This is a genomic window from Variovorax sp. OAS795 (genome assembly GCF_040546685.1).
Classification (GTDB): Bacteria; Pseudomonadota; Gammaproteobacteria; order Burkholderiales; family Burkholderiaceae_C; genus Variovorax.
On record NZ_JBEPOH010000001.1, the window covers coordinates 2,289,279 to 2,315,243 of the forward strand.

Here is a 25,965-nt window from a genome sequence, read left to right on the forward strand (position 1 = left end):
GCCTCAGATCTTCAGCTGCGGCACGTCGATCCAGCGGCGATCCTGCCACGACGCGAGCGCCGCCTCCACCAGCTGCACGCCCTTGGCGCCTTCGGGCAGGGTCCACTTGTAGGGCTCGTTCTCCACCACGTGGCGGATGAAATGCTCCCACTGGATCTTGAAACCGTTGTCGTACACCTGCGAATCCGGAATCTCCTGCCACTGGTCGAAGAAATTCATCATCTGCTTCTCGTCCGGGTTCCACACCGGGCGCGGCGTGGCCACGCGCGACTGGGCGCGGCAACTCGAGAGGCCCGCCACCGCCGAGCCGTCGGTGCCGTCCACGTGGAAGGTCACCAGGTCGTCGCGGCGCACGCGCGTGGCCCAGCTCATGTTGATCTGCGCGATCACCGGTTCGCCGTTGTGGCCCGTGAGCTCGCAGGTGGCGTAGGCCGCATCGTCGGCCGTGGCTTCATACGGCTGGCCGGCCTCGTCCCAGCGCTTGGGGATGTGCGTGGCGCCAATGCACGAGACCGACTTCACCTCGCCGAACAGGTTGTCCAGCACATAGCGCCAGTGGCACATCATGTCCAGGATCATCCCGCCGCCGTCCTCCTTGCGGTAGTTCCAGCTGGGGCGCTGGATCGGCTGCAGGTCGCCCTCGAACACCCAGTAGCCGAACTCCAGGCGCACGCTGAGCATGCGTCCGAAGAAGCCCGCGCGGCGCAGCATGTCGAGCTTGCGCAGGCCCGGCAGAAAGAGCTTGTCCTGCACCGCGCCGTGCTTCAGGCCCGAGCCTTCGGCCAGGCGCGCGATCTCCACCGCCTCGTTCAGGTTGGTGGCAATGGGTTTTTCGCAGTACACGTGCTTGCCCGCGCGGATGGCCTTGGCCAGCAGGGTGGGGCGCATCTGCGTGGTGCCGGCGTCGAAGAAGATCGTGTCGTCCTTGTTCTCGAGCGCCTTGTCCAGGTCGGTGCCCCAGCGCGCGATCTGGTGGGTCTTGGCGAGCGCTTCCATCTTCTCGGCGTTGCGGCCGATGAGGATCGGGTCGGGCATGACTTTGTCGCCGTTGGACAGGGTGACGCCGCCTTGCGCGCGAATGGCGCAAATGGAGCGGATCAGGTGCTGGTTCATGCCCATGCGGCCGGTGACGCCGTGCATGATGATTCCGAGACGTTGGGTGGCCATGGTTTTCTTCCTTGGGATGCGGAGGTAGGGAGCTTCAGTAAACGGAACGCATGGCGTCCCACGAGATGCCTGCGCCGGGCTTGCCGGTGGCAAAGCCGGGCGCGGTGGCGAGCGACGACAGAGCCAGCTGTCCGCCGCGGATGGCGAGGCGCACGGCGCCGTCGCTCAGTTCGTAAAGGCCGGGATGGGTCGCCAGCAGTGCCTGTTGTTCGGCCTCTGGCGCGGCCGCGAGTCCGTCCACGTAGTGGTGCCCGTTGCGCTCGACGTGCGAAAGGCCGAGCCATGCGACCAGCGCGAGGTCTTGCTGCACGCCGACGCCGGCCTGCATGGTCAGGTCTTCGCCCGAGATGAAATGGCGTGGCTTGCGGTCGGCCGCATTCCATTGCGTGCAGCGCGCCGCATTGATCACGGACTTGTAGAAACCCTTGCAGCTCTTGCTCGATACGCCCGTGTAGCCCAGCGCGCGGGCTTGAACGAAGGCGTCCAGCGTGGCATCGGATTCGTCGATGAGCAGCGGAATGCGCTTGCCCAGCGCGGAGATGTCGCGCTGCAATGAGGCATCCCGGCGCAGGGGCTGTTCGACAAAGACGGTTCTCTGCGCGAGCTTCCAGAGCACGGGCGTGGACAGCATGCGGTCCAGGAAAGCGGTGAAGTCGTCGGCGTCGGCGTACTGTTCGTTGCCGTCGAGCGTCACGAGTTGCGCATGGCCGTCGATCACGCGCGCGATGCGTTCCAGGCGCGCGATGTCCTGCGCGATGTTGCCGCAAAGCTTGAGCTTGAAGTGCGTGAGGGCGTAGCGGCGAACGGCGGCGGCCAGGGTTGCGGGCAATCCATCGGCGGGCGCTTCGGGCAGCGCATCATCGTCCTCGATGGCGTCGGCCAGGCCGACCGTATGGCGCGCTGCGATGCGATCGCGGGGTGACCGGCTGGCCAGGTACGCCGGCATGTCGAAGCCGACGAGATCGTCGGCCAGTCCGCTGCCCGCAATGTCGATGCCGCACAGGTTGGCGTTCATGGCCGCCGCAAAGCTCGCGCCCATGTGCAGGCAGAGCGCATCGAGCACGGCGCGGTCGATCAGCGCCGGACCGTAGCCCGCGACCAGGGCCTGGAGTCCCTTTGCGCGTGCGCTGTCCTGGAGCGCGGCGTGGTTGGAGGCGAAGTGCGTCCACGCGGTCTGCGCGTCGTCCTCGGCGCAGTAGGCGTCGCGAGCGTCGCGCAGCGAAAAGCGCAGCTGCTCGAAATTCTGCTCGTTGGTGAGCGTGGGGTTCTTGTCGAACCATTTGGGCACCATCATCTCGGCCGCGCACCCCTCGGCGGTGCGGCCGTCGGCAAAGCGGATGCGCACGCGCACGTACACCTGCGGGCACGCGGTCACCGTGGCCGCTCCGAAGCGGAACGGCAGCCGCAGCGCCACGTCGCGCTCGGCAAGGCGGATGTCATCGATGTGGAAGCGGGGCGGGGTCATGTGACTGCGCTCAGTGGTCCAGGATGCCTTGCGAGAAGAAATGCGCGCGCACCACTTTCGTGTAGGCCCCGAACTCGGCCGAGCCCATCATGTCGAGCGTGCGCGGGCGTGGCAGGTCGATGTCGTAGATGGCGGCGATCGACCCCGGCCGCTCGCTCATGACGATCACGCGGTCCGACAGGAAGATGGCTTCCGGGATGCTGTGGGTGATCAGCATCACGGTCTTCTTCGATGCCATCCAGATGCGCTGCAGTTCCAGGTTCATCTTCTCGCGTGTCATCGCGTCGAGCGCGCCGAAGGGCTCGTCCATCAGCAGCACCGACGGGTCGTGCAGCAGCGCGCGGCAGATCGATGCGCGCTGCTGCATGCCGCCCGAAAGCTGCCAGGGGTACTTGCCCTCGAAGCCCTTGAGCCCGGCCATCGCCATCAGCTCGCGGGCGCGGGCCTGCGACGCGGCCTTGGGCAGGTGGCGCATCTCGGCCTGCAGCAGGATGTTGTCTTCCACGCTGCGCCATGGCAGCAGCACCGCGCTCTGGAACACGATGCCCACGTCCTTCTGGGGCCCCTTGATCGGCTTGCCGGCCAGCGCGAGCTCGCCGCCGCTGATGGGCAGGAGCCCGGCCACCATCTTGAGCAGCGTGCTCTTGCCGCAGCCCGACGGCCCCACCACCGAGACGAACTCGCCCTCCGCGATGGCGAAGTCGAGCGGCTTGAGCGACTCGACCGGGCCGTCCTTGGTCTGGTAGGTCTTCGAGACGCCCCGCGCTTCGATCAAGACATTGGTGGACATGGAACTTTCGGGAGTGCGAGGGCTGAACGCGAGGGCTGCGTGCAAAGGCGGGCGGTGCGCTTACTGCGGAAGGAAGTCGAGCGTCACGTAGTCTTCAGGCTTGCCGCGCGTCGACGGGTCCATGCCGCCGTACTGCACCAACAGGTCGAGTGAGTCGTTCACGTTCTTCATCGCGACGCGGAAGGGGCGCTGGTTGGCCGTTTCCTTCGTGTGATAGAGCCCGATGCTCTGCTTCATGCCGACGATCAGCGTGTCGCGCACGCCGGCTTTCGGATTGGCCTTCAGCATTGCGTCGACCGCCGCTTCGGGGCTTTTCTCGGCGGCTTCAGCGGCCTTGGTGGAGGCCCGCATGAAGCGCTTGACCAGGTCGGGGTTCTCGGTCAGCAGGTTCTTGTTGGCGATGATCCCGGAGCTGATCTGGTTCACCCCCGAATCGGCAAAGCGGATCGGCGTGACGGGCTTGCCGGTGGCGTCCTGCAGCTTGATGGCCTGGTCCATCACGTAGCCGAGCAGCAGGTCGGCCTGGCCGTTGATGACCGCATTGAGCTTGGTCTGGCCGTCGCCCGAGACGATCTTCACCTGGTCGGGCTGGATGTTGTTCACCTTGAGGAACAGCGGCCACATCTGCGACATCGAGTCGCCGGGCGTCGTGGCCACGGTCTTGCCGATGATGTCCTTCGGCGTCTTGATGTTCTTCTCCGAAAAGCCCATGACCGACATCGGGCTCACCTGGAACAGCACGCCGGTCGACTTCAGCGGCGCGCCCTTGGCGGCGGCCTTGATCATGGTGGTGACGTCGATGTAGCCGAAGGTGGCCGACTTGGCCGCCACCGCCTGCGCCGTGACAGCCGAGCCGCGGCCTTCCTGGATCTCCAGGTCGATGCCTTCGTCGGCATAGAAGCCCTTTTCCTTGCCGAGGAAGAAGGGCGCATGCTCGCTGTAGAGGTACCAGTTGAGCATCAGCGTGACCTTGTCCTTCGGCTTGTCCGCCTGCGCATGGACGGGCGCGGCGGCGAAGGCGGCCAATGCCGTCACGGCGGCGGCGAGCATCGAGGGAAGCAGTTTCTTCATGGCGTTGTCTCCTGGGGTTGTGTGGGGAGGGCGAAGGAACTCATTGGGTGTGGCGCTGCGATGCGTGCCACGGAATCATCAGGCGCTCGACCAGGTCGACGGCGACGAAAAGAATCACGCCGATGCTCGACAGCACCACCAGTGCGGCAAACATCAGCGGCAGGTCGAAGTTGCCGTTGGCCACCTGCAGCACGTAGCCGATGCCCGAGTTGGAACCGACGAACTCGCCCACCACGGCACCCACCACGGCCAGGGTCACGGACACCTTCAGGCCGCTGAAGATGGAAGGAAGGGCCTGCGGCAGGCTGATCTTCAGGAAGGTCTGCAGGCGGCTCGCGCCCATCGAGCGCGAGAGGTCGAGCATGTCGGGCTCGACCGACTTGAAGCCCATCACCGTGGAAACCACCACCGGGAAGAAGCCGAGCAGAAAGGCCGAGATCACCTTCGGAAAGATGCCGAAGCCGAACCACACCACGAAGAGCGGCGCGATCGCCACCTTGGGGATGCTCTGCGAGAACACCAGCAGGGGGTACACGTAAGACTCCACCAGCCGCGAATAGGCGATGACCATGGCAATCGGAATGCCGATCACGATCGTGAGGCCGAAGCCGCCCAGCGTCGCGAGCGTGGTCTTCCAGCTTTCGCCCAGCAGGCGCGGCCATTCGGCGACCAGCTGCTTCACCACCGCGAGCGGCGGCGGCACCAGGTAGGCCGGAATCCTGAAGAGCCGGATCGCGAGGTCCCACAGCACCAGCAGCAGCAAGATCAGCAGGAACGGCCGCAGGGCCGGGGAGAGCAGGAGCTTGCGGAGCATGGCGGCGGCCGGCGGGTCTGGCGGGACGGGTGGAGTGGGCCGGCTTACTGCTGGACCGAGAGGCCCGCGGCCTTCACCAGCTGTGCGTTGCTGCCGATCTCTTCCTTGATGTAGGCGTCGAACTGCTCGGGCTTGAGCGTCCACGCGTCGGCACCCAGCTTGAGGAAGCGCTCCTTGACCTCGGGCGTGGCCAGCGCCTTCACCACTTCGTCGTGCAGGCGGTTGACGATGTCGCGCGGCGTCTTGGCGGGCGCCATCATGCCGATCCAGAAATTGAACTCCGAGCCGGGCACGCCGGCCTCGGCGGTGGTGGGCACGTCAGGCAGGGCGGCGGCGCGCTTGGGCGAGCCGACGGCCAGCGCCAGCAGCTGGCCTTCCTTGATCTGGCCGATGACCGGCGCGATGGGGGAGAAGTAGTAGTCGACCCGGCCGGCGAGCACTTCGCTCACCGCTTCGCCCGAGCCCTTGAACGGGATGTTGGTCGCGTCGATCTTGGCGGCCATCTTGAACTTCTCGGCGTTCAGGTGGGTGGCGCTGCCCTGGCCGGCGGAGGCGAAGTTCATGCTGCCCGGCTTGGCGCGCGCGGCGGCCAGCAGCTGCTGCAGGGTCTTGATGCTCTTGGTGGGCGAGATCACGAGCGCGTTGGGCAGCGACGAGATCGGCGTGACACCGGCGAAGTCGTTCACCGTGTCGAAGGGCAGCTTGGCGAAGGTCGAAGGGCTCACCGTGTGCGAGGACGAATGGATCATGATCGTGTAGCCGTCCGGCGCGGCCGTCGCCACTGCCTGCTGGCCGATGGTGCCGCTCGCGCCGCCCTTGTTCTCGATCACCAGCGTCTGGCCCATGCTGGCGCCCATCTTGTCGGCGATGGCGCGCGCAATGATGTCGGTGGTGCTGCCGGCCGCAAACGGCACGATGACGCGAATGGGCTTGGTGGGGTAGCTGCCCTGCGCCGAGGCCAGCCCCGGCATCAACCCGGCAAGGCAGGTGAGCGTGGCCAGTGCGGTGGTGCGTACGAGTTGCTTCATGAATGTCTCCGCGCGGACGAGCCGCCTTGTCTGTCGAATAATTCACCAGTAAGTGAATTAGCGATTTTAGAAAGGCTGCCGCCGCAGCGCAACCGCTGCCGATCGGTAGATACCCGGAGATGCCTGGAGGTCCGCGCGAGGGCTCAGTGCAGCACGTAGCCCAGGACCAGGTCGGTCATGTGCGAGAGCCGCTGGGCCATCGCCTTGGGTGCACGCAGGTCGCGGCCGAAGATGGCCGACAGCGTGTGGTTGTTCGACAGGTAGAAGTAGCAGAGCGAGGCGATCGAGATGTACAGCTGCACCGGGTCCACGCCGGCGCGAAACAGCTTGTCGCGCTTGCCGCGCTCCAGCACCGTGTCCAGCAGCTGCACCAGCGGCGAGTTCATCTCCTGGATGCGTTCGGAGCGCTTCAGGTGCGCGGCGCAATGCAGGTTCTCGCTGTTCAGCAGCGTGATGAACTCCGGATGCTCGAGGTAGTAGTGCCAGGTGAACGACACCAGCTGGCGGATGGCCTCGACCGGATCGATCTCGTCCAGGTGCAGGCGCTGCTCGGCTTCGCGGATGTCGGCGTAGGTGCGTTCGAGCACCGCCAGGAACAGGTCGTCCTTGCTGCCGAAGTAGTAATAGATGAGTCGCTTGTTCAGCCCCGCGCGCGCGGCGATGCTGTCCATGCGCGCACCGGCCAGGCCTCGTTCGGCGAACTCGTCGCGCGCCGACGCAAGAATGGCGAGTTGCGAGCGGTCGGCATCGCGCGAGCGCGGCTCGATCGTTTCGGGTAAGGAGTCCTTGGTGGCCTTCATGGCGCGAATTTAACCATTTGGTGAATTAACGCAAGGCGTTGAGGGCGGACGCACATAATTGCCAGAGACATTTGCAGCGGAGGTTCGACTTCTCATGAGTACATCACAACCCGCCGGCCCCCCGATCGTCGTTGTTTGATCGAACCGCTTCCACGCGCGCCACGCTCGCGTCGATCACGCGCGCTGCGCAGGCCAAAAAAAAGCCGGCATGTGCCGGCTTTGTGATTCGGGAGCGCGATGCACGCGCAGTGCCCGAGCGCTTACTTGACGTGCTTGCCGATCAGCGCGGCCAGTTCGAACATCGAGACTTGCGGCTTGCCGAAGATTTCCTTCAGCTTGGCGTCGGCGTTGATGTTGCGCTTGTTGGCCTTGTCTTGAAGGTTGTTCTTCTTGATGTAGTCCCAGAGCTTGCTCACGACGGCGGTGCGCGGCAGGGGCGTCGAGCCGACCACGGCGGCGAGTGCCGGGCTGGGGGTCAGGGCCTTCATGAACGCGGCGTTGGGCGTGCGCTTCTTGGCGGGGGCGGCCTTCTTTGCAGGAGCAGCCTTCTTCGCGGGAGCAGCCTTCTTCGCAGGAGCAGCAGCCTTCTTGGCGGGCGCAGCCTTCTTGGCCGGTGCGGCCTTCTTCGCAGGAGCCGCAGCCTTCTTGGCGGGAGCGGCCTTCTTTGCCGGAGCTTTCTTGGCCGGAGCCTTCTTTGCAGTTGCCATGGTTGATTTCCTTTTTTGGTTGAACAGTCACCAATGAAAAACTTGCGTCTCCAGTGGCATTGCGGATGCTAAAGGAGAAGAAACGCGTTTCCAAGGGAAAAAGAGCTTTTTTCATTGGGAGCTGTTGTTTTTTCAGAGGGGAGAACCCGTGGTTTTCAGCTTCGGCGTTCGGGCCACGTCGCCAGCACCACGCCCACCAGCGCAAGCGCGAATGCGATGAGCTGTGCCGACGAGAGGCTTTCGCCCAGCACCAGCACGCCGACGAGGGCCGCGCTCACCGGCAGCATCACCGTGAAAACGCCCGCTTGCGCTGCGGGCACGTGGCGCAGGCCCGTCATCCAGAGCCACACCGTCCAGATGCTTGCGGCCAGCGCGTAGACCACCAGCAGGGCCCATGTGCCCAGGCGCACGGCCGAGAAGTCGAACTGCAGTGCGAACCAGATGCCGAAGGGCATCGACAGCACGAAGCCCCAGAGGTTGATGAGCGAAGAGATGCGCTTGGGGCCGAGGTGCCCGGTGAGTGACTTGCCGATCACCGCATACGCCGATTCGCACAGCACCGCGCAGAACACCAGCAGGTTGCCGAGCCAGGGCATCGACGCGTGCGAAGAGCCTTCTGCATTGGCTTGGACGTGCGCCGGCACCAGCGCGAGCAGCCCGATGCCGATGGCTGCGCAGCCGATCGCGAGACCGATGCGCACGGTGATGCGCTCGCGCAGGAAGAGCCAGCTCGCAACCGCCACGACCGCCGGAATGGACGCCATGATCACACCGGCCGACACCGCGCTCGTGAGGCTCACGCCGAACAGCATGCAGATCGAGAACAGGAAGTTGCCGAGGAAAGATTCGAGAAAAACCAGGCCGCGGATGCGCCGGCTCATGGGCCGTTCGGCCAGCGGACGCCGCAGCCAGTGCGGCATCGCGAGCGCGGCGATGCCGAAGCGAAGCCACGCGAGCAGCAGCACCGGGAATGCGGCGACCAACGGTTTGGAGAGGGCGACATAACTGCCGACGAGCGACATGCTCAAGGCCAGGCAGCCGTAGGCGACGAGGCGGCTGGAGGCGGGGACGGCGGTGTTCAATAGACTGGATGCTTGTTGTGGGACGATGGATTCAATGATGCCGCAAACGCCGAAATCCGAGGGCCTGCAGGGTGCGCACGCGCTGCGCCACGTGTTCGTCTATGGCACGCTGCGCCGCGGCGGGCGCAACGACATTGCGCGCTTCCGGCCCGAGCCCTTCCACGTGGCCGATGGCGCAATCGCGGGCACGCTCTACGACCTGGACAGCTATCCGGGCGTGGTGCTGGGCGGAAAAGGGCGCGTCGTGGGCGAGATCTACCGCATCGAACCCGAGGTGGAAGCCGCGCTCGACCTGCTCGAGGAAGTTGCCGACGATGGCTCCGGCGAGTACATCAAGCGGCATGTGACCGTGGCCGCAGGCGCACGGCAGTTCGAGTGCCTGGTGTACGAAATCCATCCGTCGCGCATCGCGCGGCGCGCAGTGATCAGGAGCGGCGACTGGATCGCGCACGCGGCTGCACGTTGATGGGTTTCGGCACCGCCGTTTCACGCCTGAGAGAGACGTTGCATATTGCGAAATGAACAGCTGCTGCGCTGCAATATTTTTTCTCAATATGAGAAAAATAATTTCGCATGGAGAAATACACGCCTAAGTGGTTGATAGTGCTCGCATAAAAATATGTCTTCTATAAGACATAAGAGTCTGCGTTGGGTTTACAGTGACTGCACGGCCCCAGCGCCCAACCTTCAATCAACCTCACGGAGTGACCATGCCCCAGACCCTCACAGAACAACTGAGCCGCGAACAGCAAATTGCCGCCCTCGAGAAAGAATGGGCCACCAATCCCCGCTGGAAGGGCATCAAGCGCGGCTACAGCGCTGCCGACGTGGTGCGCCTTCGCGGCTCGTTCCCGATCGAGCACACGCTGGCACGCCGCGGTGCAGAGAAGCTCTGGGAGCTGGTGAACAACGAGCCCTACGTGAACTGCCTCGGCGCGCTGACCGGCGGCCAGGCCATGCAGCAGGTGAAGGCCGGCGTGAAGGCCATCTACCTGTCGGGCTGGCAGGTTGCCGCCGACGCCAACACCTATTCGGCGATGTACCCGGACCAGTCGCTGTACCCGGTGGATTCGGTGCCGACGGTGGTCGAGCGCATCAACAACACCTTCCGCCGCGCGGACGAGATCCAGTGGTCCAAGAACGTGAACCCCGGCGACAAGGGCTATGTCGACTACTTCGCCCCCATCGTTGCCGACGCTGAAGCCGGCTTTGGCGGTGTGCTGAACGGTTTCGAGCTGATGAAGGCCATGATCAAGGCCGGCGCCGGCGGCGTGCACTTCGAAGACCAGCTCGCCTCGGTCAAGAAGTGCGGCCACATGGGCGGCAAGGTGCTCGTGCCGACGACCGAAGCCGTGCAGAAGCTCGTCGCCGCACGCATGGCGGCCGACGTCTGCGGCACGCCGACGCTCGTGATTGCCCGCACCGATGCCGAAGCGGCCGACCTCATCACCAGCGACTACGACGAGAACGACAAGCCTTTCCTCACGGGCGAGCGCACCGCCGAAGGCTTCTACAAGACCAGGAAGGGCATGGACCAGGCCATCAGCCGCGCCGTCGCCTATGCGTACTACGCCGACCTGGTGTGGTGCGAAACCGGCACGCCCGACCTCGAGTTCGCCCGCAAGTTCGCCGAAGCCGTGCACAAGGTGCACCCCGGCAAGATGCTGGCCTACAACTGCTCGCCGTCGTTCAACTGGAAGAAGAACCTCGACGACGCCACCATTGCCAAGTTCCAGAAGGAACTGGGCGCCATGGGCTACAAGTACCAGTTCATCACGCTGGCCGGCATCCACTCGATGTGGTTCAACATGTTCGACCTGGCGCAAGACTATGTGCAGCGCGGCATGTCGGCCTACGTCGAGAAGGTGCAAGAGCCCGAGTTCGCAGCGCGCGACCGCGGCTACACCTTCGTGTCGCACCAGCAGGAAGTGGGCACGGGTTACTTCGACGAGGTGACCACCGTCATCCAGGGCGGCAAGTCCAGCGTCACGGCGCTGACCGGCTCGACCGAGGAAGAACAGTTCCACTGACCCGCTGATCGCCTGAACAGACGATTCGCTGTCACCATCCAGCCCGGCCTTGTGCCGGGTTTTTTTTGTGGGACCCGCAAAACCCGCCCGCCAATGGCCTGGGCGGCCACCGGATAGAATTGCGGCTCTCTGCACCCAACAAGAGCGAGAAAGGCACCTTGGTTATGACACCGCGAACTACTCCGCAAGGACCCAGCGGCTTTTTCTTCATCTCCGAAGAAAAGGGCCGGTAGCCCGCGCTCGCTGGTTTCTGCCAGCACCCCAACCAAGCAAAGCGCGGCCAGTCACCGCGCTTTTTGTTTTTCTGCCCGAGGTTTTTCATGATCCAGATCACGCTTCCCGACAACTCGCGCCGCGAGTTCCCCGGCCCGGTTTCGGTGGCCGAAGTTGCCCAGTCCATCGGACCCGGGCTCGCCAAGATGACGGTGGCCGGCAAGATCGACGGCAAGCTCGTCGACGCCAGCGACATCATCGACCGCGACGCCAGGCTGCAGATCATCACGCCCAAGGACGACGAGGGCCTGGAGATCATCCGCCACTCGACGGCCCACCTGGTCGGCCACGCGGTGAAGCAGCTCTACCCGACGGCCAAGATGGTCATCGGGCCGGTCATCGACGAGGGCTTCTACTACGACATCTCGTACGAGCGCCCGTTCACGCCCGAGGACATGGCGGCCATCGAGGCGCGCATGAAAGAACTCATCGCGCAGGACTACGACGTGGTCAAGAAGATGACGCCGCGCGCCGAGGTCATCGAAGTGTTCAAGTCGCGCGGCGAGGACTACAAGCTGCGCCTGGTCGAGGACATGCCCGACGAGCAGGCCATGGGCCTGTACTACCACCAGGAATATGTCGACATGTGCCGCGGCCCGCACGTGCCGAACACGCGATTCCTGAAGGTCTTCAAGCTCACGAAGCTGGCCGGCGCCTACTGGCGCGGCGACGCCAAGAACGAGCAGCTGCAGCGCATCTACGGCACGGCCTGGGCCGACAAGAAGCAGCTCGACCAGTACATCCAGCGCATCGAGGAAGCCGAGAAGCGCGACCACCGCAAGCTGGGCAAGGAACTGGACCTGTTCCACATCGACGAAGTGGCGCCGGGCGTGGTGTTCTGGCATCCCAAGGGATGGGCGATCTGGCAGGCCGTCGAGCAGTACATGCGCAACATCTACCGCGACACGGGCTACTGGGAAGTCAAGGGCCCGCAGATCCTGGACAAGAGCCTGTGGGAGAAAACGGGCCACTGGCAGAACTACCGCGACAACATGTTCACGACGGAATCGGAAAAGCGCGAGTACGCGCTCAAGCCGATGAACTGCCCCGGCCACGTGCTCATCTTCAAGAGCGACCTGCGCAGCTACCGCGACCTGCCGCTGCGCTACGGCGAGTTCGGCCAGTGCCACCGCAACGAACCCAGCGGCGCGCTGCACGGCATCATGCGCGTGCGCGGCTTCACGCAGGACGACGGGCACGTCTTCTGCACCGAAGACCAGATCCTGGAAGAGTGCGTGGCGTACACGGCGCAGCTGCAGAAGGTGTACGCCGACTTCGGCTTCACGGACATCCTCTACAAGGTGGCCACGCGGCCCGACAACCGCGTCGGCTCCGACGAGCTGTGGGACAAGGCCGAGCATGCGGTGATGGAGGCGCTGCGCCGTTCGGGCGTCGACTTCATCATCTCGCCCGGCGACGGGGCCTTCTACGGCCCCAAGATCGAATACACGCTGAAGGATGCGCTGGGCCGCCAGTGGCAGTGCGGCACCATGCAGGTCGACTTCAACACGGCCGAGCGCCTGGGCGCCGAGTACGTCACGGAATCGAGCGGGCGTGCGCACCCTGTGATGCTGCACCGCGCCATCGTGGGCAGCCTCGAGCGCTTCATCGGCATGCTGATCGAACACCATGCCGGCGCGCTGCCCGCGTGGCTCGCTCCGGTACAGGTGGCGGTGCTCAATATCAGCGAAGGGCAGGCCGACTACGCTGCTTCAGTGGCGAAAACGCTGCAGAATCAAGGGGTTAGGGTCCAGCTGGATCTGCACAACGAGAAGATTACGTATAAAATACGCAAGCATTCGTTGCAAAAGCTTCCCTATATCCTCGTCGTAGGCGACAAAGAGAAGGAAGCTGGTGCCGTCGCAGTGCGCGCCCGGGGCAATCAAGATCTCGGTGCAATGTCCCTCGAATCGTTCGTACTACGGCTCGTCCAGGATATTGCTGACAAGCGTTGATTTGTCCCGCTAGCACCCTCATATGTGCTTTCGGGCCCACATCATGCCGCTTGTCCGCGAGGACTGCCCCGGCTTCCGCTACAGGTTTTGTAGCAACTTTTGAAGGATTCTGACCATCGCTACTGCATTTCGCGACCGCCGCCACCGCGAGGAACGCCAACACCGCCTGAACCGGGAAATCATGGCCCCGGAAGTCCGCCTTGTAGGCCCGGAAAACGAGCCCATGGGTGTCATGAGTCTCTCCGAGGCCTTGCGCCTTGCCGGTGAGGCTGACGTGGATCTGGTCGAGGTCGTTGCTGCGGCCAATCCGCCAGTGTGCCGCCTGATCGAGTACGGCAAGTTCAAGTACCACGAGCAGAAGAAGGCGGCCGAGGCGAAGTCGAAGCAGAAGGTCATCGAGGTCAAGGAAATCAAGTTCCGGCCCGGTACCGACGATGGCGACTACAACATCAAGATGCGCAATATCCGGCGCTTTCTTGAAGAGGGCGACAAATGCAAGATCACGCTGCGCTTCCGCGGCCGCGAGATCACGCACCAGGAGCTCGGTCTGGCCTTGCTGCAGCGCATTCGCGATGAGCTGGCCGACCTGATCGTCGTGGAGCAGTTTCCCAAGCTCGAAGGCCGGCAGATGATCATGATGATCGCTCCGGGCCGCAAGAAGCCGGGTGGCGGTGGTGCCGCCAAGCCCGCATCAACGGAAACGTCGGCGCCCGCGGCGGCCTGAAAAGGCCGTCCGGGCGAGTGAGATAGTTAGCAGGGTTTCAAAGAATTTCGCCGTTGCCGGCGCTTCGCAAGAAGAGCTGGCAGGGGCGAGATAAAGAAGTGTCTCGGGGCCAACAAGTCCGTGGAGTATCCGCGGCGCCTCACGAGCACAAACTAAAGGAGCATTCACATGCCCAAAATGAAGACCAAGAGCAGCGCGAAAAAACGTTTCCGCGTTCGTCCCGGTGGCACCGTCAAGCGCGGTCAAGCCTTCAAGCGTCACATCTTGACGAAGAAGACCACCAAGAACAAGCGTCACCTGCGTGGTGCAGTCGCAGTGCATGAAACCAACATGGTTTCTGTCGCCGCCATGCTGCCCGGCCGTGGCATTTAACTCAGACGAACAAGGAGTACACACATGCCTCGCGTCAAACGTGGTGTAACGGCTCGCGCCCGCCACAAGAAAGTTCTCGCCCTCGCCAAGGGTTTCCGCGGTCGCCGCGGCAATGTCTTCCGCGTCGCCAAACAGGCGGTGATGAAGGCTGGGCAATATGCCTACCGTGACCGCCGCACCAAGAAGCGCGTGTTCCGTCAACTGTGGATCGCGCGTATCAACGCCGCCTCGCGTGAACTGGGCCTGACCTACAGCCAGTTCGCAAACGGCATCCGCAAGGCCGGAATCGAGATCGACCGCAAGATGCTTGCGGACATCGCAGTGCACGACAAGGCCGCTTTTGCCGGCATCGTGGAGCAGGTCAAGGCCAAGCTGGCTGCTTGATCCTGTACAGCAAGGCGGCTGCCTTCATTGGCAGCCTCCTGCGCCCACGACACAAGGGCTGGCGCTTGAAAAGGCTCCAGCTCTTTTTTTATTCCCCTGCCTATTTTTGTTGCTATGAACGAGTTGGACTCCCTGGTCGACACCGCACGCGCCGCCTTCGCCGAAGCGAAAACGCCCGCTGAGCTCGAGAACGCCAAGGCGCAGTTCCTCGGCAAGTCGGGCCGCATCACCGAGCTGATGAAGGGCATGGCCGCACTCAGCGTCGACGAGAAAAAATCGCGCGGCGCCGCAATCAACCTGGCCAAGCAGGCCATCGAGTCCGCGCTGACCGACCGGCGCCAGCAACTGGCCGACGAAGAGCTTTCGCAACAGCTGCGCGCCGAGGCGCTCGACGTGAGCCTGCCCGGCCGTCGCCGCATCCCGGGTGGCTTGCACCCCGTGAGCCGCACGCTGGAACGCATCGAGGAGATCTTCTCGAGCATGGGCTTCGACGTGGCCGACGGCCCCGAGATCGAGAGCGACTGGCACAGCTTCACCTCGCTCAACAACCCGCCGAACCATCCGGCGCGTTCGATGCAGGACACCTTCTATGTCGACCTGAACGGTGACGACGGCATTCCGTACAACCTGCGCCCGCACACGAGCCCGATGCAGGTGCGCTATGCGCATCAGCACATCAAGAAATTCGCGGCCGAGTTCGAGGCGGCCGCAGCCGATGCCACCGGTGCAATCAAGGCGCCCGAGATCCGCGTCATTGCGCCGGGCCGCACCTACCGTGTCGACAGCGACGCCACGCACTCGCCCATGTTCCACCAGTGCGAAGGCCTGTGGCTCGGCGAAAACGTGAGCTTCAAGGACCTGAAGGTCGTCTTCACCGACTTCTGCCGCACCTTCTTCGAGAGCGACGACCTCGTGCTGCGCTTTCGCCCGAGCTTCTTTCCGTTCACCGAACCCAGCGCCGAAATCGACATCCAGTTTGCGAGCGGCCCGCTGGCCGGCCGCTGGCTCGAAGTCGCGGGCTCGGGCCAGGTGCATCCGAACGTGGTGCGCAACATGGGGCTCGACCCCGAGCGCTACATCGGCTTTGCCTTCGGCATGGGGCCCGACCGCCTCACCATGCTGCGCTACGGCGTGAACGACTTGCGGCTGTTCTTCGACGGCGACTTGCGCTTTCTCTCGCAGTTCCAGTAAGCACCCACCCATAGAAAACCGAATACGAGATCGAAGAGATGCAATTCCCGGAATCCTGGCTGCGTGAGTTCTGCAATCCGCCCCTTGGCAGCGCCGAGCTGGCCGAAACGCTCACCATGGGCGGCTTCGAAGTCGAAGAGCGTCGACCCGTGGCGCCGCCCTTCAGCCGCATCGTGGTCGGCGAGATCAAGGAAGCCGTGCAGCACCCGAACGCCGATCGCCTGCGCGTGTGCCAGGTGGATGTGGGGCAGGGTGCCTTGCTAAACATCGTGTGCGGCGCGCCCAATGCGCGCGTCGGCATCAAGGTGCCGTGCGCGCTGGTCGGCGCCGAGTTGCCGCCCGGTGAAGACGGCAAGCCCTTTCTCATCAAGCTGGGCAAGCTGCGCGGCGTAGAGAGCCAAGGCATGCTGTGCTCGGCGCGCGAGCTCCAGCTGAGCGAAGACCACGGCGGCCTGCTCGAACTCGCCGCCGACGCACCGGTGGGCGCCGACGTGCGCGACGTGCTCAAGCTCGACGACGCGCTGCTCACGCTCAAGCTCACGCCCAACCTGGCCCACGGCCTGAGCGTGTACGGCATTGCGCGCGAACTCGCGGCCCTGACCGGTGCGCCGCTCAAGACCCCGGCCATCGCACCGGTGGCCCCATCGTTTGCCGACGTGCTGCCGGTGAAGGTGGAAGCGCCCGAGCTCTGCGGCCGCTTTTCGGGACGCATCGTGCGCGGCGTGAACACCCAGGTCGCGACGCCCGCCTGGATGGTCGATCGCCTCGCGCGCTGCGGCCAGCGCAGCGTGACGCCGCTGGTCGACATCTCGAACTACGTCATGTTCGAGTACGGCCAACCCAGCCACATTTTCGACCTGGACAAGATCCACGGCGGCCTCACGGTGCGCTGGGGCAAGGCGGGCGAGCAGCTCAAGCTGCTGAACGGCAACACCATCAGCGTCGACGACAAGGTCGGCGTCATTGCCGACGGCGAGGCCGTCGAGTCGCTCGCCGGCATCATGGGCGGCGATGCCACGTCGGTGTCGGACGCCACGCGCAACATCTACGTCGAGGCTGCGTTCTGGTGGCCCGAAGCCGTGCAGGGCCGCTCGCGCCGCTTCAACTTCTCGACCGACGCCGGCCACCGCTACGAGCGTGGCGTGGACCCGAGCCGCACGGTCGAGATCATCGAGCGCATCACGCAGCTCATCATCGAGATTTGCGGCGGCCAGGCTGGCGCCATGGACGACAAGGTGTTGAACGTGCCCGAGGCCATGCCCGTCACGCTGCGCGTGGCCCGGGCCGCGCGCGTCATCGGCATGCCTTTGACGCAGGCGCAATGTGCCGACGCGCTGCGCCGGCTCGGCTTTGCGCTCGGCGAGGGCGACGGCACGCTGACCGTCACGCCGCCGCCGCACCGCTTCGACCTGCTGATCGAGGAAGACCTGATCGAAGAGGTGGCGCGCCTCATCGGCTTCAACAACCTGCCGACCACCGCGCCGCTGGCGCCCATCACCGCCCGCGTGCGGCCCGAGGCCCGGCGCAGCCGTTTCGCCGTGCGCCGCAGCCTTGCCGCGCTCGGCTACCAGGAAACCATCAACTTCAGCTTTGTCGAGGCGCACTGGGAACACGACCTGGCTGGCAATGCCAATCCGGTGAAGCTTCTCAACCCCATCGCCAGCCAGATGAGCGTGATGCGCTCGTCGCTGATCGGCTCGCTGCTGCAGGTGCTCAAGTTCAACCTCGATCGCAAGGCGCCGCGCGTGCGCGTCTTCGAGCTGGGCCGCGTGTTCATGCGCGACGACAGCGTGGCCACCACCGACAGCACCGTGCGCGGCGTTCACCAGCCCATGCGCGTGGCCGGCCTCGCCTGGGGCGACGCCGACGAGGCGCGCTGGGACGGCAAGCCGCACCGCGTCGATTTCTACGATGCCAAGGGCGACGTCGAAGCGCTGCTCGCACCGCGGGTGCCGAGCTTCGAAGCCGCCGAGCATCCGGCCATGCACCCCGGCCGCACCGCGCGCGTGCTGCTGGACGGCAAGGCGATCGGCTTCGTCGGCGAACTGCATCCACGCTGGCGCCAGAAGTGGGACTTCGCGCTGGCCCCCGTGGTGTTCGAACTCGACCTGGACGCCGTGACCGCGCGGCCCGTGCCCATGGCCAAGCCGGTGCCCAGGCACCAGGCCGTGGAGCGGGACATCGCCGTGGTCGTGGCCGAATCCGTCACGCACAATGCGCTGATGGAGGCCATCCGATCGGCGCCCGCGGCGCAAGGGCTGCTGCGCGACGCCACGCTGTTCGACATCTATCGTCCGCAAGTTGCGCGCGACGCAGCGGCGGTGGCGTCCGGCGGCCTGGCGCAAGGGGAGAAGAGCATGGCGGTTCGCCTGAGCTTCCAGGACGACACCGCCACGCTGACCGACGAGCAGGTGGAACCCGCCGTGCGCGCCATCGTCGAACAATTGAGCGCCAGACTCGGTGCACGCCTGAGGGGTTGATGAGAATGAACGCTGCGGAATTCACGCTCGAAGCCCTCGAAACGCCCGCACTCACGAAGGCGCACCTGGCGGATCTGCTGTTCGAGCAGATCGGCCTCAACAAGCGCGAATCGAAGGACATGGTCGAGGCCTTCTTCGACCTGATCGCCAACAGCCTCATCGAGGGCACCGACGTCAAGATTTCAGGCTTCGGCAACTTCCAGATCCGGGTGAAGGCGCCGCGGCCGGGCCGCAACCCGCGCACCGGCGAAGCCATTCCGATCGGCGAGCGGCGAGTGGCCACCTTCCACGCCAGTGCCAAGCTGAAGGAGCAGATCCACGGCAACATCGAGCCCGGCGGTACTTCCGAGGTCGAGTGGAGCCTGGGCGCCGAATAAGTGCTTGGCGCGGCGCGGGTGCGTAGAGTAATCTCTAAGGTTTCCCGCGCACGGTCTTGATTTCAATGGAAATAATGGAGAAAGCGCTCCCGCCGATTCCTGTCAAACGCTACTTCACCATCGGTGAGGTCGGCGAGCTTTGCGGCGTCAAGCCGCACGTGCTGCGCTATTGGGAGCAGGAGTTCACGCAACTGCGGCCCATGAAGCGGCGCGGCAACCGGCGTTACTACCAGCACCACGAAGTGCTCATGATCCGCCGCATCCGCGATCTGCTCTATGACCAGGGCTTTACCATCAGCGGCGCGCGCAACAAGCTGCAGGAACTCGTGCAGGGCGAGCGCGACCGGCGCAAGGCCGGCGTTGTGCCGCTCGAAGGCATGGAAGCGGTCGAGATCGACCAGGAAGAATTCGACGCCGCCATGCACGAGGACGACGGCCCCGGGCAGGCGAACGCCGCACCGCGCACCATCGATCCGTCCCAGCTGTTGCACCTGCGCCGCGAACTCTTTGAAATTCGTGAGCTCCTGAACGTGGGACGGTGATTCCTGCCCGCTATAATCGTGAGCTTCGGTGTGTGGCGCAGCCTGGTAGCGCACTTGCATGGGGTGCAAGGGGTCGAAGGTTCGAATCCTTTCACACCGACCAACAAAACGTCCAAGGGCGTCCGGTTTCATCCACCGGACGCCCTTTTTCATTGGGGAACTGGGCAAATCTTGTCCGGAGGCATACACTGAAATCCGGTGACTGCCAGCGCCAAGTGGGGGTACAAAAGGGGGTACAAACCGCCTGAACCCCCTGGGATGGCGGTTTTGTACCCCCACTCCCATGGATGTACCCCATGCCGTTGACCGATGCTGCATGCCGCAATGCCTCCTGTCCGCCTGACCGAAAGCAGGCACGCTACGCTGACGCAGGTGGCCTTTATCTGGAGGTCTCGGCCTCGGGATCTCGCCGATGGTTCTGGAAGTTCAGGATCGAGGGGGTCGAGAAGAAATTCGCCCTGGGCTCCTATCCCGACGTGAGCCTTGCGGCGGCGCGAAAGGCGCGTGATGTGGCCAAGGCGCAGAAGGCGGCCGGGATCAACCCCATTCAGGCCAGGCAGGTCGTCAAGCTCAAGGCGGCCGTGAACACCGGCGACACCTTCCGAGAGACGGCGCTCGAGTGGTTCGACAAGCACCATGCGCGGTGGAGCGTGCACTACGCGACGCGCGAGAAGCGGAACTTGGAAAAGGATCTGTTTCCGTACTTCGCTGCTCGTCGCATCGGCGAAATCGAGGCCATCGAGTTGTTGGCTGCCCTGCGCCGTGTCGAGGAGCGTGGCGCTCTCGACGTGGCCGGCCGCGTGCTGATGACGGCACGCGCGGTGTGGCGCTACGCGGTCGCCACCGCGCGGGCGCCGCGAGACATCACGGCGGATCTCAAAGGGGCACTCACGCCCCACAAGAAGCGGCACTTCGCGGCGATCACCGATCCGGCCCAACTGGGGACGCTGATATGCGTCATCCGGGGTTACCAAGGCGGAGCCATCGTGCGAACGGCGCTTCAATTGGCGCCCATGCTTTTTCAACGCCCGAACGAACTGCGAGCGGCGGCCTGGGCCGAGATCGATCTCGACGGGGCGCTCTGGACCGTGCCTGCTGCGCGGATGAAGCGGCGCATCGATGGCAAGCAACATGGTGATCCGCACTTGGTGCCCCTGCCCAGGCAGGCTGTGGAGTTGCTGCGCGAGCTGCATCCTATTACGGGCCACAGCACGCTGGTCTTCCCGGGCGAGCGTAGTCATGAGCGGCCGATCTCGGACAACACTCTGCGTGCAGCGCTTCTGACCCTGGGGTACGGCCCGACCGTGCAGACGGTTCATGGCTTTCGGGCGACAGCCCGGACCCTGCTGGCGGAAGTACTGGAGATCGACCCCTTGGTGATCGAGGCCCAGTTGGCGCATGCAGTCAAGGACGCCAATGGACGCGCCTACAACCGTACGCAGTACCTCAAGCAGCGCATCGTCATGCTTCAGCGGTGGGCGGACTATCTGGATGTGCTGGCTACCAGGGCGAGTTCTTCACCAGTTGAGTTGAAAGTGGCGGCATGAGAACGGCCCACTTCGGTCTTAGAGCGGCCTACCCGAGCTGCTGGTAGAGCGTCGTCGCCGACCGTACTTTGCCGGGCCGTCGCGCATCACCGCTGCGGGGAGTTGCCCGTCGTCAATCCGATCCAGGGAGCGACCATCAGCTTACCGGCGCTGTAGCGAGCGGGAAGTCCCAGCCATGAACGGTCCCTCATTTGGTGTCGGCCTGCGGCCGGTCAAGACTGACTGCTATCAGTTGACGCGGCCCGCCGAATGTCTGCTGTGCGTCGCAATCGAGCCATCCGGCAGCGCGCGATCCGCCTAGCCTCGAGAAGTCGTGCCGGTTCTTTTCGTAGCCGGCACGGCCGCGCTCGGCGGCGAATTAGCACTGGTGTCGCCACGTTACTCACTCCTGTGCTCGTGTCGCTAAAAGCAGCAGGCTAGGGTTATTGCGTAGATCGGATTCAGATGGAAATCACACCGCCGAGTGGGTCACTTCTAGATCGAAATCAACATTGAATCCTCAAGGCGCTGAACTTCAGTGCTGACCCGTCGTTCGCAGATCCGACCGTTGGTGTCGCTCAGCAAGCTCTGCCTGTCCATTCGAAAGAAAGATATATGATGTTCTTCGTTGCTCTGGCGAACCGCGAATCTCATCCATGTCGATCCTGCTACAGCTCTCCAGCGAAAACCTGTCTTCCCGTGTTTACGGGCGCATCCGTTCAGCCCTGATGGATGGCGAATTCGCGCCTGGCGAACGGTTGCGCATCAAGGACTTGTCCTCGCAGCTCGGGACTAGCATCACGCCCGTTCGCGAAGCCATCTTCAAGCTGGTGAGCGAACGCGCATTGGAAATGCGTGCCGCTACAGCCATCCACGTTCCGATACTGGGGCCCGATGACCTACGTCAGATTCAGCTCATGCGACTGGCTCTTGAGGGGGCCGCTGCGGAGAGGGCGTGCACGCTGATGACACCTGCTGATCTGGACCGGCTCGCGAAGATCCAGGAAGAGTTTGTCATCGCTGCCGCCAAAGATGCGGCGCTGGCTGCCAAGCTGAACACCGACTTCCATTTCGGGTTGCTGCGTGCAGCACAGATGCCGCTGGTCACCGCGACGGTCGAGAACTTCTGGGTCATGATGGGGCCGTTGCTTCGGACCTTCCACAACGAGATGCCGCGGCGTGAGATCAGCAGCCGCAATCACAAGCACTACCAGGTGCTGCGCGCACTTCGCAAGCGTGACCCTCAGGCGGCTCGCGTGGCGATCCAGGACGACATCCGTTGGAGCGACGTGATCATCGCCTGGCTCGAAAAACAAAACGCGGCCTAACCCCTCATCAGCGCATGCGAAGCGACCGCGCTTCGCATAGCGGCTTCTCTCTTCCTGATCAAAGATATATCATGCATCCTTGAGGCGACGCACACATGTGACGCCTTGAGCGTCGCCGCTGTGGCGAGCGTTTACGACAAGGAGATATGTCATGAATACATCATTGAAGAGTTCGGACGCCGAGCGTCGCAATGTGGCTGTGGTGACTGGCGGAGGGACGGGCATCGGCCTGGCATGTGCCCGGCATTTCGCGGCCATGGGCTGGCGCGTGATCGCGCTGGGCATGGATCGTGAAGACGCCGATGCCCCGGGCGTCGAGTTCTCGAAGCTCGACATCACCGACGAGGTCGCCGTGCAGCAAGCGGTGCAGGGCCTCGACGGCATCGACGCGCTGGTCAATGCAGCGGGCCTGATCCGGCACGAAGGGCGCGAATGGGGATCCGAAGGCTTCCGGCAGGTGCTGGAGGTGAACCTTGTGGGCACCCAACTCGTGACCATGGCCTGCAAGGATGGGTTGGCGAAGCGCCAGGGCGCGGTCGTGAACTTCGCGTCGATGTTCAGCTGGTTCGGCTCGCGCAACAACCCCTCGTACGCGGCCAGCAAGGGCGCGGTGGTGGCGCTCACGCGCTCACACGCGATGGCCTTCGCCGACCTCGGCATCCGCGTGAACGCGGTGGCGCCGGGCTGGATCGACACCCGGCTGGCCAGCGGCGCCATCCACAATCCCGACCGGGCGCCCGGCATCCTCGCGCGCATCCCGGCCAAGCGCTGGGGCACGGCGGACGAAGTCGCCGAAGTGGTGGGCTTCCTGAGCACCGCGCCTTCGCGCTACGTGACCGGCGCGCTGCTTCCGGTCGACGGCGGCTTCCACATCGGTTGAGAAAGCAAAAGACCGAGGCTGCGGCGCGCATCCGCCGTCGGCCTCGGCCTTCTTCGGGGCCTCAGACCTCCAGCAGGATCTTCCCGATGTGCTCCGAGGACTCCATCAATGCGTGGGCCTCCGCCGCCTGGGCGATCGGAAACACGCGATGCACCACCGGCGCGACCTGCTGGCTGCTCAGCAGCGGCCAGACCTGTTCCTGCAGTTCGTCGGCAATGCGCGCCTTGTCCGCCAAGCTGCGCGGGCGCAGCGTGGAGCCGGTGAAGTGCAGGCGCTTGACCATCAGCGGGGTCCAGTCGAGCTCAACCTTGGAGGCCTCGAGGAAGGAGATTTGGACCAGCCGGCCCTCGACCGCCAGGGCTTGGAGGTTGCGCGCGATGTAGCGGCCGCCGACCATGTCCAGCACCACGTTCACGCCCTGGCCGCTCGTTGCATCGAGCGCGACGGCGACGAAGTCCTGCTCGCGGTAGTTGATCGCGAAGGCCGCGCCGGCTTCGCGGCATGCCGCCGCCTTGGCCGCGCTGCCCGCGGTGCTCAGCACCGTGGCGCCGAAGGCCTTGGCCAGCTGGATGGCGGTGAGCCCAATGCCCGAGGAGCCGCCGTGGACCAGCACGCTCTCGCCGGCGCGCAGCCCCGCGCGCTGGAACACGTTGGTCCAGACGGTGAAGTAGTTCTCCGGCAGCGCGCCCGCCTGCATCAGCGACAGGCCCTGCGGCACGGGCAACACCTGCCCCTGCGGCGCGACGACGTACTGCGCATAGCCGCCGCCGTTGGTCAGCGCGCAGACCGCGTCGCCGACTTTCCAGCGTTCGACGCCTGCGCCCAGCGCGACTACTTCGCCCGACACCTCGAGGCCGAGGATCTGGGAGGCGCCGGGCGGCGGCGCATAGAGGCCGGCGCGCTGCAGCGCCTCCGGCCGGTTGACGCCTGCGTACGCGACGCGGATCAGCACCTCGCCGGGCGCAGGCGTGGGCCGCTTGCCGCTGGCCATCTTCAGCACCTCCGGACCGCCACCTGCGCCGTGGTCGACGTAGTCCATCAGGGACAGCGCGCTCATGCCGCGACTCCGGTGCGCACCGATTCGGTGGTGCCGCCGGCCAGCGCCGCGCGCGCCACGGCCTCGATGCCCGGGCCGTCGAGCCGGTAGTGCGCATAGAGGTGCGTGGGCGGCGCGATCAGGCTGTACTCGTCGTGGATGCCGTGGCGCACCAGGCGTGCGCCCGTGACCTCGTCGGCCAGCACCTCGGCGACTGCGGCTCCGAGCCCGCCGAGCACGTTGTGCTCCTCGACCGTCACCAGCAGCTTCGAGCGGGCAGCGGCCTTCCGCACGGCCTCGCGGTCCAGCGGCTTGATCGTCGCCATGTCCAGCACGCCGACCGAATGGCCCGCGGCGCGCAGCGCCTGAGCCGCGTCGAGCGCACCCTTGACGGCCATGCCGCAGGCGATCAGCGTGATGTCCGTGCCTTGGCCGTGCTCGATGGCTTTGCCGATGACGAAGGGCGTGCCCTTCTCGTAGACCTCGGGCTCGCGGCCGCGACCGATGCGGAAGTAGATCGGCTCGGGCCAGTGCACCGAGGCCTTGATCGCAGCCGCGAACTGCGGGCCGTCCGCGGGCGAGATCACCGTCAGGCCCGCGATTGCGCGCGTTGTCGAGATGTCCTCGGTCGCGTGGTGCGAGGTGCCGTAGAAGCCCAGCGAGATGCCGGTGTGGTGGCCGACCAGGCGCACCGGCAGCCTGCTGTAGGCCACGTCCATGCGGATCTGCTCGCAGCACAGCAGGCCGAGGAAGGACGCAAAGGTCGCGACGAAGGGCATGTAGCCAGTGGTCGCCAGCCCGGCGGCGGCCGTCACCATGTTCTGCTCAGAGATGCCGAACTGCGTGAAGCGTTCGGGAAAGCGGGTGGCGAACTTGTTGAGGCCGTTCGAGTACTGCAGGTCGGCCGAGCCGGCCACCACCGGGTGGCCTTCCTCCGCTAGCTCGATAAGCGCGTCGGAGAAATAGTTGAGGCCCGGGGTCATGGCGTTGAGGGCGCGGTATTGCCAGGATTCGGTGCTGAGAAGCTTGCTCATTTTCAGATGTCCTTGTTCATGATCTCGGCCACGGCGGCCTCTGCATCGATGGGGGCGAGGTAGCCCAGGTGCCAGCCCGGCTCGGTCTCCATGTAGGAGACGCCGCGGCCCTTGATGGTTTTGGCGATCACGCAGGCAGGTCGGTCGCGCTGCATGTCGGCGCGCAGGCGGCGCAGCAATGCGGTGAGCGCGCCCAGGTCATGGCCGTCGACCTCGTGCGTCTCCCAGCCGAAGGAGCGCCACTTCTCGGCCAGCGACTCGACGCCGATCACGTCGTCTACCTTGCCGTCGAGCTGGTAGCCGTTGCGGTCCACGATGCCGATCAGGCGCGACAGCTTGTGGTGCGCGGCGAAGAGGGCGGCCTCCCAGACCTGGCCCTCCTGCATCTCGCCGTCACCCACCATCGCGAACACCGCGAAGTCCTTGCCCTGCATGCGGCCGCCCAGCGCCATGCCGGCGCCGGCGGACATCGCATGGCCGATCGAGCCCGAGCTGAAGTCGATGCCCGGCACCTTGGTCATGTCGGGGTGGTCGCCCAGCGGGCTGCCCAGGCGCGTGTAGTCGTCCAGCGAGGCCTTCGGGATGAAGCCCTTCTCCGCCAGGATCGGGAACAGGCCGACGGCTGCGTGGCCCTTGCCCATGAGGAAGCGGTCGCGGTCGGCCCATTGCGGCTCGCTCTGGCGCAGCTGCATCACGTCGTAGTAGAGCGACGAGAAGATCTCGGCGCAGGAGAACACCGAGCTGTAGTGTCCGACCTTCGCGATCTCGATCAGGCGGATGGTCTCGAGGCGCACGAAGCGCGCCTTTTCCCGCAGCAGTGCGATCTGCTCGGGGGTGGGCGTGAAGTCCGCGTAGGGCGCGGCGTTCGATGAAGTTGGGGTCATGAGTCTTCCTTTTTTGGATACAAAT

At 64.9% G+C, this 25,965-nt stretch carries 25 protein-coding genes and 1 tRNA gene; 14 read left to right on the top strand and 12 right to left on the bottom strand.

Annotated elements, in window-relative coordinates; all coding sequences use genetic code 11:
• Window positions 1-3 precede the first annotated feature (3 nt).
• From ABID97_RS11065 to ABID97_RS11105, 9 genes are all read right to left on the bottom strand, one after another.
• Entirely contained in the window at window positions 4-1,167 is a 1,164-nt protein-coding gene (locus ABID97_RS11065; protein ID WP_354398530.1) for a Gfo/Idh/MocA family protein, read from the bottom strand.
• A 34-nt stretch (window positions 1,168-1,201) separates the two neighbouring features.
• Window positions 1,202-2,632 carry an enolase C-terminal domain-like protein gene (locus tag ABID97_RS11070; RefSeq protein ID WP_354398531.1) on the bottom strand — a complete coding sequence of 477 codons (1,431 nt, stop codon included), beginning with the start codon at window positions 2,630-2,632 and terminating at the stop codon, window positions 1,202-1,204.
• Window positions 2,633-2,642: 10 nt separating this feature from the next.
• On the bottom strand, window positions 2,643-3,422 hold the full coding sequence (locus tag ABID97_RS11075) for an ABC transporter ATP-binding protein (protein ID WP_354398532.1): 780 nt from the start codon (window positions 3,420-3,422) through the stop codon (window positions 2,643-2,645).
• Window positions 3,423-3,482: 60 nt separating this feature from the next.
• Window positions 3,483-4,493 carry an ABC transporter substrate-binding protein gene (locus ABID97_RS11080; protein ID WP_354398533.1) on the bottom strand — a complete coding sequence of 337 codons (1,011 nt, stop codon included), beginning with the start codon at window positions 4,491-4,493 and terminating at the stop codon, window positions 3,483-3,485.
• A gap of 40 nt (window positions 4,494-4,533) precedes the next feature.
• Complete coding sequence (locus ABID97_RS11085; RefSeq protein WP_354398534.1) at window positions 4,534-5,307, bottom strand: ABC transporter permease; 774 nt, start codon at window positions 5,305-5,307, stop codon at window positions 4,534-4,536.
• 44 nt (window positions 5,308-5,351) lie between these two features.
• Window positions 5,352-6,335: a tripartite tricarboxylate transporter substrate binding protein gene (locus ABID97_RS11090; RefSeq protein WP_354398535.1), complete on the bottom strand. Its 984-nt coding sequence runs from the start codon at window positions 6,333-6,335 to the stop codon at window positions 5,352-5,354.
• 143 nt (window positions 6,336-6,478) lie between these two features.
• A complete protein-coding gene (locus ABID97_RS11095) occupies window positions 6,479-7,135 on the bottom strand; it encodes a TetR/AcrR family transcriptional regulator (protein ID WP_354398536.1) in 657 nt (218 codons plus the stop codon).
• Window positions 7,136-7,395: 260 nt separating this feature from the next.
• Window positions 7,396-7,842 (bottom strand): SWIB/MDM2 domain-containing protein, encoded by a 447-nt coding sequence (locus ABID97_RS11100; protein ID WP_354398537.1) that lies wholly within the window; start codon window positions 7,840-7,842, stop codon window positions 7,396-7,398.
• Window positions 7,843-7,997: 155 nt separating this feature from the next.
• Window positions 7,998-8,924, bottom strand: coding sequence for a DMT family transporter (locus ABID97_RS11105; RefSeq protein WP_354398538.1), 927 nt, complete (start codon window positions 8,922-8,924; stop codon window positions 7,998-8,000).
• A 37-nt stretch (window positions 8,925-8,961) separates the two neighbouring features.
• Between ABID97_RS11105 and ABID97_RS11110 the strand changes: the two genes are divergently transcribed.
• From ABID97_RS11110 to ABID97_RS11175, 14 genes are all read left to right on the top strand, one after another.
• On the top strand, window positions 8,962-9,390 hold the full coding sequence (locus tag ABID97_RS11110) for a gamma-glutamylcyclotransferase family protein (protein WP_354398539.1): 429 nt from the start codon (window positions 8,962-8,964) through the stop codon (window positions 9,388-9,390).
• Window positions 9,391-9,634: 244 nt separating this feature from the next.
• The gene (gene aceA, locus ABID97_RS11115; protein WP_354398540.1) at window positions 9,635-10,954 is read left to right on the top strand and encodes an isocitrate lyase; all 1,320 of its coding nucleotides are present in this window, start codon (window positions 9,635-9,637) and stop codon (window positions 10,952-10,954) included.
• Between the two features lie 320 nt (window positions 10,955-11,274).
• Window positions 11,275-13,182, top strand: coding sequence for a threonine--tRNA ligase (gene thrS, locus ABID97_RS11120; protein ID WP_354398541.1), 1,908 nt, complete (start codon window positions 11,275-11,277; stop codon window positions 13,180-13,182).
• A gap of 106 nt (window positions 13,183-13,288) precedes the next feature.
• Window positions 13,289-13,906, top strand: coding sequence for a translation initiation factor IF-3 (gene infC, locus ABID97_RS11125; protein ID WP_354401733.1), 618 nt, complete (start codon window positions 13,289-13,291; stop codon window positions 13,904-13,906).
• A 168-nt stretch (window positions 13,907-14,074) separates the two neighbouring features.
• Window positions 14,075-14,278, top strand: a complete 204-nt coding sequence (gene rpmI, locus ABID97_RS11130; protein ID WP_007832497.1) for a 50S ribosomal protein L35 — start codon at window positions 14,075-14,077, stop codon at window positions 14,276-14,278.
• Window positions 14,279-14,302: 24 nt separating this feature from the next.
• A complete protein-coding gene (gene rplT, locus ABID97_RS11135; protein WP_007832499.1) occupies window positions 14,303-14,662 on the top strand; it encodes a 50S ribosomal protein L20 in 360 nt (119 codons plus the stop codon).
• A 114-nt stretch (window positions 14,663-14,776) separates the two neighbouring features.
• Window positions 14,777-15,853 (top strand): phenylalanine--tRNA ligase subunit alpha, encoded by a 1,077-nt coding sequence (gene pheS / locus ABID97_RS11140; protein ID WP_354398542.1) that lies wholly within the window; start codon window positions 14,777-14,779, stop codon window positions 15,851-15,853.
• 38 nt (window positions 15,854-15,891) lie between these two features.
• On the top strand, window positions 15,892-18,333 hold the full coding sequence (gene pheT, locus ABID97_RS11145) for a phenylalanine--tRNA ligase subunit beta (RefSeq protein ID WP_354398543.1): 2,442 nt from the start codon (window positions 15,892-15,894) through the stop codon (window positions 18,331-18,333).
• 5 nt (window positions 18,334-18,338) lie between these two features.
• A complete protein-coding gene (locus ABID97_RS11150; RefSeq protein ID WP_354398544.1) occupies window positions 18,339-18,710 on the top strand; it encodes an integration host factor subunit alpha in 372 nt (123 codons plus the stop codon).
• 74 nt (window positions 18,711-18,784) lie between these two features.
• On the top strand, window positions 18,785-19,252 hold the full coding sequence (locus ABID97_RS11155) for a MerR family transcriptional regulator (protein ID WP_354401735.1): 468 nt from the start codon (window positions 18,785-18,787) through the stop codon (window positions 19,250-19,252).
• Between the two features lie 26 nt (window positions 19,253-19,278).
• A tRNA-Pro gene (locus tag ABID97_RS11160) sits at window positions 19,279-19,355 on the top strand.
• Between the two features lie 193 nt (window positions 19,356-19,548).
• Window positions 19,549-20,799, top strand: coding sequence for a tyrosine-type recombinase/integrase (locus tag ABID97_RS11165; protein WP_354398545.1), 1,251 nt, complete (start codon window positions 19,549-19,551; stop codon window positions 20,797-20,799).
• Window positions 20,800-21,434: 635 nt separating this feature from the next.
• Window positions 21,435-22,106, top strand: coding sequence for a GntR family transcriptional regulator (locus ABID97_RS11170; protein ID WP_354398546.1), 672 nt, complete (start codon window positions 21,435-21,437; stop codon window positions 22,104-22,106).
• A gap of 151 nt (window positions 22,107-22,257) precedes the next feature.
• Window positions 22,258-22,986 (top strand): SDR family NAD(P)-dependent oxidoreductase, encoded by a 729-nt coding sequence (locus tag ABID97_RS11175; RefSeq protein ID WP_354398547.1) that lies wholly within the window; start codon window positions 22,258-22,260, stop codon window positions 22,984-22,986.
• Window positions 22,987-23,047: 61 nt separating this feature from the next.
• Here ABID97_RS11175 and ABID97_RS11180 read toward each other — a convergent pair whose 3' ends face one another.
• From ABID97_RS11180 to ABID97_RS11190, 3 genes are read right to left on the bottom strand one after another with little or no spacing between them, the layout of a single operon-like run.
• Window positions 23,048-24,025: an NAD(P)H-quinone oxidoreductase gene (locus ABID97_RS11180; protein ID WP_503012814.1), complete on the bottom strand. Its 978-nt coding sequence runs from the start codon at window positions 24,023-24,025 to the stop codon at window positions 23,048-23,050.
• 14 nt (window positions 24,026-24,039) lie between these two features.
• Window positions 24,040-25,056 carry a transketolase family protein gene (locus ABID97_RS11185; RefSeq protein WP_503012763.1) on the bottom strand — a complete coding sequence of 339 codons (1,017 nt, stop codon included), beginning with the start codon at window positions 25,054-25,056 and terminating at the stop codon, window positions 24,040-24,042.
• Window positions 25,057-25,058: 2 nt separating this feature from the next.
• Window positions 25,059-25,874, bottom strand: coding sequence for a thiamine pyrophosphate-binding protein (locus ABID97_RS11190; protein ID WP_495274103.1), 816 nt, complete (start codon window positions 25,872-25,874; stop codon window positions 25,059-25,061).
• Between the last annotated feature and the right edge of the window lie 91 nt (window positions 25,875-25,965).

Coding starts and splice junctions, on each gene's coding strand:
- ABID97_RS11065 (WP_354398530.1), bottom strand. CDS start 1,167: ATGGCCACCCAACGTCTCGGAATCATCATGCACGGCGTCACCGGCCGC.
- ABID97_RS11070 (WP_354398531.1), bottom strand. CDS start 2,632: ATGACCCCGCCCCGCTTCCACATCGATGACATCCGCCTTGCCGAGCGC.
- ABID97_RS11075 (WP_354398532.1), bottom strand. CDS start 3,422: ATGTCCACCAATGTCTTGATCGAAGCGCGGGGCGTCTCGAAGACCTAC.
- ABID97_RS11080 (WP_354398533.1), bottom strand. CDS start 4,493: ATGAAGAAACTGCTTCCCTCGATGCTCGCCGCCGCCGTGACGGCATTG.
- ABID97_RS11085 (WP_354398534.1), bottom strand. CDS start 5,307: ATGCTCCGCAAGCTCCTGCTCTCCCCGGCCCTGCGGCCGTTCCTGCTG.
- ABID97_RS11090 (WP_354398535.1), bottom strand. CDS start 6,335: ATGAAGCAACTCGTACGCACCACCGCACTGGCCACGCTCACCTGCCTT.
- ABID97_RS11095 (WP_354398536.1), bottom strand. CDS start 7,135: ATGAAGGCCACCAAGGACTCCTTACCCGAAACGATCGAGCCGCGCTCG.
- ABID97_RS11100 (WP_354398537.1), bottom strand. CDS start 7,842: ATGGCAACTGCAAAGAAGGCTCCGGCCAAGAAAGCTCCGGCAAAGAAG.
- ABID97_RS11110 (WP_354398539.1), top strand. CDS start 8,962: ATGCCGCAAACGCCGAAATCCGAGGGCCTGCAGGGTGCGCACGCGCTG.
- aceA (WP_354398540.1), top strand. CDS start 9,635: ATGCCCCAGACCCTCACAGAACAACTGAGCCGCGAACAGCAAATTGCC.
- thrS (WP_354398541.1), top strand. CDS start 11,275: ATGATCCAGATCACGCTTCCCGACAACTCGCGCCGCGAGTTCCCCGGC.
- rpmI (WP_007832497.1), top strand. CDS start 14,075: ATGCCCAAAATGAAGACCAAGAGCAGCGCGAAAAAACGTTTCCGCGTT.
- rplT (WP_007832499.1), top strand. CDS start 14,303: ATGCCTCGCGTCAAACGTGGTGTAACGGCTCGCGCCCGCCACAAGAAA.
- pheS (WP_354398542.1), top strand. CDS start 14,777: ATGAACGAGTTGGACTCCCTGGTCGACACCGCACGCGCCGCCTTCGCC.
- pheT (WP_354398543.1), top strand. CDS start 15,892: ATGCAATTCCCGGAATCCTGGCTGCGTGAGTTCTGCAATCCGCCCCTT.
- ABID97_RS11150 (WP_354398544.1), top strand. CDS start 18,339: ATGAACGCTGCGGAATTCACGCTCGAAGCCCTCGAAACGCCCGCACTC.
- ABID97_RS11155 (WP_354401735.1), top strand. CDS start 18,785: ATGGAGAAAGCGCTCCCGCCGATTCCTGTCAAACGCTACTTCACCATC.
- ABID97_RS11165 (WP_354398545.1), top strand. CDS start 19,549: ATGCCGTTGACCGATGCTGCATGCCGCAATGCCTCCTGTCCGCCTGAC.
- ABID97_RS11170 (WP_354398546.1), top strand. CDS start 21,435: ATGTCGATCCTGCTACAGCTCTCCAGCGAAAACCTGTCTTCCCGTGTT.
- ABID97_RS11175 (WP_354398547.1), top strand. CDS start 22,258: ATGAATACATCATTGAAGAGTTCGGACGCCGAGCGTCGCAATGTGGCT.
- ABID97_RS11180 (WP_503012814.1), bottom strand. CDS start 24,025: ATGGACTACGTCGACCACGGCGCAGGTGGCGGTCCGGAGGTGCTGAAG.
- ABID97_RS11185 (WP_503012763.1), bottom strand. CDS start 25,056: ATGAGCAAGCTTCTCAGCACCGAATCCTGGCAATACCGCGCCCTCAAC.